6 protein-coding genes, 1 pseudogene and 1 riboswitch are annotated in these 9,863 nt (G+C 72.4%); of the genes and pseudogenes, 6 read left to right on the forward strand and 1 reads right to left on the reverse strand.

All coding sequences use genetic code 11. From position 1 onward, the window contains the following. The 6 genes and pseudogenes from E1298_RS38805 to E1298_RS52010 form a co-directional block, all read left to right on the forward strand. Positions 1-378 (forward strand): DUF4282 domain-containing protein (locus E1298_RS38805; protein WP_243726074.1); only part of this gene is annotated, 378 nt, incomplete at its 5' end. Between the two features lie 13 nt (positions 379-391). Next, positions 392-2,896: a protein kinase domain-containing protein gene (locus E1298_RS38810; protein WP_131902381.1), complete on the forward strand. Its 2,505-nt coding sequence runs from the start codon at positions 392-394 to the stop codon at positions 2,894-2,896. Then, entirely contained in the window at positions 2,893-4,023 is a 1,131-nt protein-coding gene (locus tag E1298_RS38815; RefSeq protein WP_131902382.1) for a response regulator receiver protein, read from the forward strand. The genes E1298_RS38810 and E1298_RS38815 overlap by 4 nt, the downstream gene beginning before the upstream one ends. 52 nt (positions 4,024-4,075) lie before the next feature. Beyond that, the gene (locus E1298_RS38820; RefSeq protein WP_131902383.1) at positions 4,076-5,995 is read left to right on the forward strand and encodes an AAA family ATPase; all 1,920 of its coding nucleotides are present in this window, start codon (positions 4,076-4,078) and stop codon (positions 5,993-5,995) included. After that, positions 5,992-6,723: a 4Fe-4S single cluster domain-containing protein gene (locus tag E1298_RS38825; RefSeq protein ID WP_131902384.1), complete on the forward strand. Its 732-nt coding sequence runs from the start codon at positions 5,992-5,994 to the stop codon at positions 6,721-6,723. The genes E1298_RS38820 and E1298_RS38825 overlap by 4 nt, the downstream gene beginning before the upstream one ends. A gap of 506 nt (positions 6,724-7,229) precedes the next feature. After that, a pseudogene (locus E1298_RS52010) lies at positions 7,230-7,475 on the forward strand (FHA domain-containing protein); the annotation flags it as partial. Positions 7,476-7,517: 42 nt separating this feature from the next. On the opposite strand, the gene typA reads toward E1298_RS52010, so the two are convergent. Next, positions 7,518-9,371, reverse strand: coding sequence for a translational GTPase TypA (gene typA, locus E1298_RS38840; protein WP_131902385.1), 1,854 nt, complete (start codon positions 9,369-9,371; stop codon positions 7,518-7,520). A 204-nt stretch (positions 9,372-9,575) separates the two neighbouring features. Continuing rightward, positions 9,576-9,705, forward strand: a riboswitch (cyclic di-AMP (ydaO/yuaA leader). Positions 9,706-9,863: the final 158 nt, after the last annotated feature.

Here is a 9,863-nt window from a genome sequence, read left to right on the forward strand (position 1 = left end):
ATCCCGGGCCCCCGCCCCGCCGACCTCCGAACCGGCCCGCAGAGCCCGCCGCACGGGTGGGCTCCGCCGGAACGCTCCGACAAGGGCCTGATCGGCACACTCTTCGACGCCAACTTCAACTACTTGATGACGCCGAAGCTCATCAAGCTCTTCTACATCCTGTTGCTCCTGTTGATCAGCATGTTCTCCCTTGCGGTCGTGGCGATCGGAATTTGGGTGGCCCAACTGCACGACGGCTGGCTGCTCGGCTTGATCATCATCTGCAGCTCCCCCCTGGTGTGGTTCTTCGAGGCGATCCTGGCCCGCATCTTCATGGAGGCGGTGATCGTCCGGTTCAAGGGGGTCGAATACCTGCGGATCATCAAGGACAAGAGCTAGACGGGGCGTGCAGGTGGGCGACGTCGACGGGACGGAGACCGGCGGAGGCACTCCTCCGCGCGAGACGCGGCGGGATCCCGGGGTGACGCGGCGCGATCCGCGGGTGCCGGGGCCTCGCCCGGCACCGCCGGAGCCGCCAGGGCCGCCGGGCCCCGGCGCGACGCGGCGGGACGGCGAGGCGCCGGGCGATCCGCTGATGCGGCTGCCCGCGGCGCTCGCCGAGCGGTACGAGACGGTGGCGGAGCTGCCGGTGCAGGGCGCCGAGTCCGATCTGCTCCTCGTCCGCCCCCGGGAAGGCGCGGGAAGCGGCACGGGGGGCCGGGCGGCGGACGAGGAGTACGTGGCGAAGATCTTCCGCCGCGGCTACCACGCCGACCGGGAGGTGTGGGCGAAGCTCCCCGCGCTGGACTCCCCGCATGTGCTGCGGATCCTGGAGACGGGCCACGCGGACGGGCGCGACTACGAGGTCACCCAGTACGCGCCCGACGGCAACCTGCGGGCGCTGATGGCGGGCCCGCTGCCCGCGGACGCGGTCGCCGATATCGCGGCGCAGCTCGCCGAGGGGCTGACGGCGCTGCACCAGGCCGGCATCGTGCACCGCGACCTCAAGCCGGAGAACGTCCTGGTCCTGGGGACGGCGCCGGTGAGGCTGGCGATCGCCGACTTCGGGCTGAGCAAGGTGCTCGACCAGAGCGTGGTGTTCGCCTCGTCGTCGCGGACGCTGGCCTACGCGGCACCCGAGTCGCTGTCCGGCCAGGTCTCGCCGGCGCGCGACTGGTGGTCGCTGGGCATGATCGTCCGGGAGCTGGCGACGGGACGGGCGCCGTTCCCCGGGCTGAGCGAGACCGTGGTGGTCGATCATCTGGCGACCCGGCCGGTGACCGCGGACGATGTCGGCGATCCGCGGCTGCGGCTGCTGTGCCGGGGGCTGCTGACCCGCGACCCGCGCCGGCGCTGGGCCGGTGAGCAGGTCGCGGACTGGCTGGACGGCGGCTCGCCGCGGGTCGCCGAGGAGGCGCCCCCCTCCGCGCTCCCGCCGGGCGTCGGGCTCCCGTTCAAGGGACGCCGTTACACCGACCGGTCCGAGCTGGCGCGCGCGCTCATCGAGGAATGGGAGCACGCCGCCCTCTACTTCTTCGGGCGCGGGGAGTCCGGGGAGGCGTGGCGGAGCCTGCGCGATTGGCTCGCGGAGATCCCCGACGACAGCCGCATCGCCCTCGTCGACGGCTACCTCACGACGGGCCTGCCGCCGGACGTGAAGCTGCTGCACCTGGTGCGGTGGCTGGATCCGGCGCTGCCGCCGCACTTCCTCGGACGGCGGGTGACGGCGGACGACCTGCCGGGGCTGGCGGCGCTGGCCGCCGATCGCCGGCACGCCGACCACCGCACCGCGTGCCTGCTCGGACGGGAGCTGTGGGAGCAGGGCCTGCTGCGCGTCCTGGCGGGATTCGAGGGCGGTCACGAGCTGGCCCGTATCGACGATCAGTGGCGCGCCCACGCGGCCGCCTGGAACGACCTGGCCCGCTGGCTGCGGAGCCAGGAGGCGGCGCCGCCCGGGCTGGCGGCGCGGTTGCCGGACGCGGGCACGGGCGCGGACGGAGCGGCCATGAGAGTGGCGGGCGGGGGCCCGCCGGTCCCGGCCGACGATCCGCCCGTCATCCTGCTCACGCTGTTGGCGCTGGCGGCGCGCCCCTCCGAGGTGCACCGCAGGCTCGCTGAGGCGGCGAACGCCGCGCGTACGGCCGTGTACGAGCCGGTGCCGTGGTTCACCTGGATGGCGGACGGAGCGGGCGAGGATCCGCTGCGGCTGCTCGCCCTGACACAGGCCGCGCCCGAGGCCGTCCTGGAGATCGAGGCGCGCGCGCGTGACCGGCACGCTGCGGAGCAACGCGACGAGGCACTGCGCGCGCAGTGGGCCGAACGGGAGCGGCAGCGGCTCGCGGGACGGAACGCCGCCGTGACCCGCGCCGTGCTGTGGACGGTCCCGCTGCTGCTCCTATGGCTGCTGGGAAGCTGGATCGTGGGCGCCCTCTTCGGAGGCGGTGACGACAAGGGCACCAGCTCTGTCGGCGGCTTCCAGAAGTCCTCCGGGGTTCCGTTCGGGTTCCTGGTCGTGCTCTCGGTGGTCGCTTGGGCGGTCCAGTGCGGCAGTGAAGTGGTGCTGGCGCGCGCGCAGGGCAAGGACTATCTCCCGGACGGGCCGTGGTCGTGGATGTCCCGGCTCCTCGGGGCGGGCGGCCGCGGTCTGTCCAAGGCGTCCGAGACGATGTCCGGCGCCGCGCAGCGCACCGGACGGCGCGGCTGCGGAACGCTGCTCCTCGCCGGGACGGTCCCGCTGCTGCTCATCCTGCTTCTCCTGGCGGCGGTGACGCCCGTCGCGAGCCTGCTGTGGCTTCTGCTCCTCATCGCGGGGCCCGCCGCCCACGCCGTCGCCGCGGGCGTGCGGCTGCACCGCTGGCGGCAGTCCCGGACACCGGACGCGGGAGACCGCGCGATCCACCCCGGAGGCACGGCATGAGCAGCGGCGTCGAGGCCGACATCGTCCTGGACGCGGCCGTCGTCCTCACCCTGGGCATGAACCGGGTCCTCGGACGCGGGGCCGGGCTGGCCGGACGCGGCGCGGAGGCGCTGTCCGCCCTCGCCGCGGGCCGGGCGGAGGCCAGGGCCGCCGCGCTCGCCGAGGTCGAGACCCACGAGCGGGCCCTGCGCGAGGTCGTCGAGCGCAACGCCCGGATCGCCGCGCTCGGGGAGACCCGCGCCAAGATCGGCGCGGAGGTGTCGCTCCCCCCGCCGCTCCAGCCGGGCGAGGAGACCCCCGGCGAGCTCGCCGCGTGGTGCGCCGCCACCGACCCGGTCCTGGACGAGGCGGAGCGGCGCCTTTCGGAGCATCTCGCCGCTCAGGTGACCGAGCAGATCCTCACGGGCCCCGCCGAGGGGCTCACGACCGACATCGGCCACGGCGCATCACCCGCCCCAGGCGTCCAAGACGATGTGCACCGGACTCTTGAACGGATCATGACGCGGCTGCTGCCCGACGCCGCCGAGGACCAGCGGCACGCCGTCGTGGACGCGGCGCGCCTGCTGGCCGCCGCGGGCACCGCGGAGGAGGCCGAGGGCGTCCTCCAGGAGGTGCGCCTGCGGATCCAGGACGCCAACCGCCGCACCGAGGAGCGGCGCGAGCGGGAGCGGCGGCTCGCGGCCGAGCGCGACGCCGCCGAGCAGGCCGAGGCCGAGCGCCGCTACGTCCTCGACTCGATCACGGCCGCGTTCGAGGACCTGGGATACGAGGTGCGGCCCGGGTTCGAGACGCTGACCGCCGCGGACGGCGCCCTCGTGCTGACCAAGGGCGGCTGGCCCGACCACAGCGTGAAGATGCGCGTCGACGAGGCCGCGCACGTGCGGGCCTCGATGGTGCGCGAACGCCCGGCCGAGAGCGAGGACGACCGGCGCCTGGACGTCGAGCGCGAGCGCGAGTGGTGCGCGGAGTTCGAGGCCGCGCGGGACCGCCTGGAGGCCGCCGGGATCCGGTCCGACGTGGCCTGGCGGCTGGAGCCCGGCGTGCATGAACTGCCGGTTTCCGCCGAAGCGCGGCAGACTAGGGCACGTGCGGGACAGCGCGAGCGCCACCGGGAGCGCGAGCAGTGACCCCCGCCGGGACCCGGCGAACGCGTGAGCGGAGCGGAGTGGAGCGAGCCTGATGAGCATTGATTCGCCGACCCTCGGCGGGCGGCTGCAGGGCTGGCCGCCGTTCATCCGCGAGCTGGACGCGACCCTGTCCGTGCACTCCCAGTACGTCCTGTCGGGCAACCTGTACGACAGCTTCCTCGCGCCGCCGCTGGAAGGGATCGGGCCCGCGCGGCTGCTGCCGCTGCGCGATCTGCTGTGGGAGACGCTCCGCTCCAGCGGTGCGTCCTGCATGGTGGTGTACGACCCGGTGGACGGCCTCCAGATCTACCCCGACACCGGCGACGAGATCGCGGACGAGGCGGCGCGGGCCGCCGAGCAGCTGCTCGGCAAGCTCAAGACGGACGAGAAGCCGTCGCTGGAGGGCCTGACCCGGCATCTGGCGTCGGTGGCGCGGCCCGGGGAGAACATCCGCGCCGCGTTCGTGATCGACTCGGCGTCCCGGATCGCCCGCACCCCCACCGACCTGGAGCCGGCCGAGCGCGACTTCTTCCGGTTCTGCGCGAAGCTGTCACGCAGCGCCCGGCCCGTCCGGGTGGTCGGGGCGCGCCCGAAGCCGCTCTACAACCCGATCGTGTGGCTGGTGGAGCGGCCCGGCGACCTGCCGCCGTGGCTGACGGCCGACAACGAGAACATCCGCGAGATCACCATCCCGCGCCCGCATCTCGGCGACCGGCAGGAGACCGCGCGGCTGCTGGCCCGCGCGTTCGGCGTGAGCGACGTGGGCGACGACGCGGCGGCCGCCGCGGCCTGCGACGCGTTCGCCGAGCAGGCCGACGGGCTCACCCTCCAGTCGATGATCGAGGTGACGCGGCTCGCCAAGGAGCGCAACGTCGACCTGGCCGACCTGCCCGACGCCGTCCGGACGTACAAGCTCGGCGTCCTGGACAACCCCTGGAGCCGCGGGCACCTGCGGCGCCGCGTCCTGGAGGGCGAGAAGCGCGTCCCCGAGCGGGTGATCGGGCAGCCGCAGGCCGTCACGAAGACGCTCGACATCCTCAAACGGGCCGTGCTCGGCCTGTCGGGGGCCCAGGCGACCAGGTCCGGCAGCCGGCCGCGCGGCGTGCTGTTCTTCGCCGGCCCGACCGGCACCGGCAAGACGGAGCTGGCCAAGGCCATCACCGAGCTGGTGTTCGGGGACGAGTCGGCCTACGTGCGCTTCGACATGAGCGAGTTCTCCGGCGAGGGCTCGGGCGACCGGCTGATCGGGTCCCCGCCCGGGTACGTGGGGCACGAGGCGGGCGGCGAGCTGACCAACGCCGTCCGCGAGGACCCGTTCCGCGTGATGCTCTTCGACGAGATCGAGAAGGCGCACCCGCGGATCCTGGACAAGTTCCTGCAGATCCTGGAGGACGGGCGGCTCACCGACGGGCGCGGCAACACCGTCCACTTCTCCGAGTCGATCCTGATCTTCACCTCGAACCTCGGGATGTACGTCCCGGGGCGGGACCTGACGACCCGCGACGGCGGCGCCCCGTACGCGTCGGCGGCGCGTGTGCAGAACATCACGTCCAGCATGTCCTACGACGAGGTCGAGCAGCGGATCAAGGGCGCCGTCGCCGACCACTTCACGGGGGTGCTGAACCGGCCGGAGCTGCTCAACCGGTTCGGCGACAACATCGTGGTGTTCGATTTCATCTCGGCCGAGGCCGCCCACAAGATCTTCGACCTCCAGTTCGCCAACATCTGCAAGCGGGTCGCCGAGGAGCACCGGCTCGTCCTGGCCGTGAAGGGCGAGGCCCTCCAGACGCTCCGCGAGTGGTGCACGAGCGAGCTGGACCAGGGCGGGCGCGGGATCGGCATGGCCCTGGAGTCCCATTTCGTCAACCCGCTGGCGCGCGCGCTGTTCGACCGCGAACTCGTCCCGGACGAGCGGATCACGGTGTCCGGCATCCGCCGCGAGGGCAGCATCGTCCATCTGGGGCTCCAGTGAACGGGGGCGGTCCTCCGGACGCGCTGCTCCTCGCCAAGGCGCACTACCCGGTGACCACGCTCGGCCCCGGCACCCGCGCGGGCATCTGGACGCAGGGCTGCACGCTGGCCTGCCCCGGCTGCCTCTCCCGCGACACCTGGGACGCCGATCCGGGCAAGGCCGTGCCGGTCGAGGCGGTCCTGGGCTGGCTGGCCTCGCTGCCCGGCCCGGTGGACGGGGTGACCATCTCCGGCGGGGAGCCGTTCCAGCAGCCGGCCGCGCTGGCGGCACTGCTGAGGGGCATCCGCGCGTGGCGGGACGATCGCCCACATGAGACGATCGGGTTGGACATATTGGTCTACAGCGGATATGTCTACACTCGGCTCTCCCGCACCGAAGCGACACGGGAGATCCTGGACATGTGTGACGCCGTCATCACGGGGCCGTACGTCGACCGGCTCAACCCGGGGGGGCGACACCCAGAAGGTGGCTCTCTACTCTGGAGGGGGTCGGCCAACCAGCGCGTCGTGCCGTTGTCCCCGCTGGGACGCGAGCGGTACGGGGCACTGGCGGGCATCGGGAACACTAGGGAAGACGCAGGGCCCCGAGTACAGGTGTCCGTGGACGAAGGGCCGGAGGGAAGGCGGGTGTACTACATCGGGATCCCGCGAAGGGGTGACATGGAGCACCTCACGTCGAGGCTCGAACGCGCCGGGGTGCGCTCGGGGGATGTGTCATGGCGACCTTGAACTGTCCTGTCTGTGACGAGCCGTTCCAGCCGGGCGACCTGCTCTGCCTGAGCTGCGGGGCCAATCTGGCGCGCGCCGGCGGCGGCCGACGCCCGGGCCCGGGCGGGTACGACGAGCAGCAGCCGCCGCGGGTCCCGCCGCCACCTGCCCCCCAGCACGGAGGGCCGCAGCACGGCGGCCCCCAGCACGGCGCTCCTCAACACGGTGCCCCTCAGCATGGCGCTCCCCAACACGGTTCTCCCCAGCACGGTGCTCCCCAACATGGAGCGCCCCAGCATGGTGCCCCGCCGCAGCACGAGCAGCGGCCGCCGATGCCGTCGCCGCAGCACGGGCGCGAGGCCACGCTGCTGCCCCCGGACCAGCAGCACGGCCAGCCGCGCCAGCCCCCGAGCGACAGCACGGCGTTCATGTGCCCGTACTGCGAGGCGGTGCTGACCAATCCGGGCGCCGCGCAGTGCGACTCGTGCCTGCGCCCGCTGCCGGGCAAGGGGACGCCCGTCCTGCGGATGCAGTTCCCCACGGGCGAGCTGAAGATCTCGGTCGGGCAGCACCTCGTGCTGGGCCGGGACGCGGGCCAGTCGCCGGTCGCGGCCACGTTCACGCAGTACGACAACGTGTCGCGGCGCCACTCGACGGTCTGGCTCGACCCGTCCGGCACGGCGTGGGTCCGCGACGAGGGCTCCACCAATGGCACGTTCGTGAACGGCGAGCGCCTGCCCCGCGGCGTGGAGGCCCCGCTCCGCAACGGCGATCAGCTCCGCCTGGCCGCCCCTTTTCGCCTGCGTGCGGGAAGATCAGCCGGCGCGCTTGGTGCGGGCGCGGGTGCGCTCGCGCTCCTTCGCGTCCAGGACGACCTTGCGGATGCGGACGTTGGCCGGGGTGACCTCGACGCACTCGTCCTCGCGGCAGAACTCCAGCGCCTCCTCCAGCGACAGCAGCCGCGGCGGGGTGAGCCGCTCCAGTTCGTCACCGGTCGAGGAGCGCATGTTCGTCAGCTTCTTCTCTTTCGTGATGTTGACGTCCATGTCGTCGGCGCGCGAGTTCTCGCCGACGATCATGCCCTCGTACACCTCGGTGGTCGGCCCGACGAAGAACGTGCCCCGCTCCTGGAGGTTCGTGATCGCGAACGGGGTGGCGGCGCCGGCGCGGTCGGCGACCAGCGAGCCGGACGGCCGGGTGCGCAGCTCGCCGAACCAGGGCTCGTAGGACTCGAACACGTGGTGGGCCATGCCGGTGCCGCGGGTCTCGGTCATGAACTCGGTGCGGAAGCCGATCAGGCCGCGCGCCGGGACCAGGAACTCCATCCGGATCCAGCCGGTGCCGTGGTTGGTCATGTGCTCCATGCGGCCCTTGCGGACCGCCATCAGCTGCGTGACCGCGCCCAGGTGCTCCTCGGGGATGTCGATGGTGAGCCGCTCGACCGGCTCGTGCTTCTTGCCGTCGATCTCCTTGGCGACCACCTGCGGCTTGCCGACGGTCAGCTCGTAGCCCTCGCGGCGCATGTTCTCGACCAGGATCGCCAGGGCCAGCTCACCGCGGCCCTGCACCTCCCACGCGTCGGGACGCTCGGTCGGCAGCACCTTGATCGACACGTTGCCGACCAGCTCGCGTTCGATCCGGTCCTTGACCATGCGGGCGGTGACCTTGGTGCCCTTCTCGCGCCCCGCCATCGGGCTGGTGTTGGTGCCGACGGTCATCGAGATCGCGGGCTCGTCCACCGTGATCAGCGGCAGCGGGCGCGGGTCGTCCGGATCGGCGATGGTGTCGCCGATCATGATCTCGGGGATGCCGGCGATCGCGAAGATGTCGCCGGGCCCGGCGGCGTCGGCGGGCTTGCGGGCCAGCGCCTCGGTCATCAGCAGCTCGGTGATCTTCACCTTCTCGACGCTGCCGTCGTGGCGGCACCAGGCGACCTGCTGGCCCTTCTTGATCGTGCCGGCGTGCATCCGGCACAGCGCGATCCGGCCGAGGTAGCTGGAGGCGTCCAGGTTCGTGACGTGCGCCTGCAGCGGCGCGTCCGGGTCGTAGGACGGCGCCGGGATCGTCTCGGTGATGACCTTGAACAGCGGCTCCAGGTCCGCGCTGTCGGGCATCGTGCCGTCGGCGGGCTTGTGCAGCGAGGCCCGTCCGGCGCGCCCGGAGGCGTACACGATCGGGAAGTCGATCTGGTCCTCTTCGGCGTCGAGGTCCATGAACAGCTCGTAGGTCTCGTCCACGACCTCGTCGATGCGGGCGTCGGGGCGGTCGGTCTTGTTGACGACCAGGATCACCGGCAGCCGGGCGCCCAGGGCCTTGCGCAGCACGAACCGCGTCTGCGGGAGCGGGCCCTCGCTGGCGTCCACCAGCAGCACGACGCCGTCCACCATGGACAGCCCGCGCTCGACCTCACCGCCGAAGTCGGCGTGGCCGGGGGTGTCGATGATGTTGATGGTCATGCCGTTGTGCAGGACGGCGGTGTTCTTGGCGAGAATGGTGATGCCCTTCTCGCGCTCAAGATCGTTGGAGTCCATGACGCGGTCGTCGACGTCCTGGTTCTCGCGGAAGGCACCTGACTGCCAGAGCATGGCGTCGACCAGCGTCGTCTTGCCGTGGTCGACATGGGCGACGATCGCGACGTTACGGAGGTCGTCGCGCGTGGAGATGGGCATGCGGGCTCGCCTTGCGTGAGAGTTCGGGAGTCGCCGCAGACACGCGGCGTACCCCATTCTACTTGGCTTCGCGCCTCACCCGCCCCGAGCCGGACGTACCGCCCGTCACAGCAGGCCCCGATTGGCCAATTTTGCCCATCCTTTGTAATCTCCTCGAGATCCGGTCGTCCGGAAGTCCCACCCCCCGGGGCTGCGGCCGGAACGCCGAATCACCCGCCCAACGGGGCGGGGAACCGGGGACCCAAGATCCTCTGGGGTGAATCGACGCACGTCGTAGGGCGACTCCTGGCCCGAACCCGTCAGCTAACCCGGTAGGCGCGCGAGGAGAGGAGAACACCGGTTTGACACCGGATCCCCACCGGCGGCGCCTCACGTCCGCCGCCACCGCGGCCACGATGCTCCTGATCGGTCTCGGCGCCACCGCGCCCGTCGCCGCCCACGCGGCGCAGCCGTTCGCGAAGCCGTCCGCCGTACCGTCCAAGGCCCCCTCCC

Source organism: Actinomadura rubrisoli (assembly GCF_004349215.1).
Taxonomy (GTDB): domain Bacteria; phylum Actinomycetota; class Actinomycetes; order Streptosporangiales; family Streptosporangiaceae; genus Spirillospora; species Spirillospora rubrisoli.

Excerpts from the sequence above, each read along its gene's own strand:
- typA (WP_131902385.1), bottom strand. The coding sequence starts at position 9,371 with ATGCCCATCTCCACGCGCGACGACCTCCGTAACGTCGCGATCGTCGCC.
- E1298_RS38820 (WP_131902383.1), top strand. The coding sequence starts at position 4,076 with ATGAGCATTGATTCGCCGACCCTCGGCGGGCGGCTGCAGGGCTGGCCG.
- E1298_RS38815 (WP_131902382.1), top strand. The coding sequence starts at position 2,893 with ATGAGCAGCGGCGTCGAGGCCGACATCGTCCTGGACGCGGCCGTCGTC.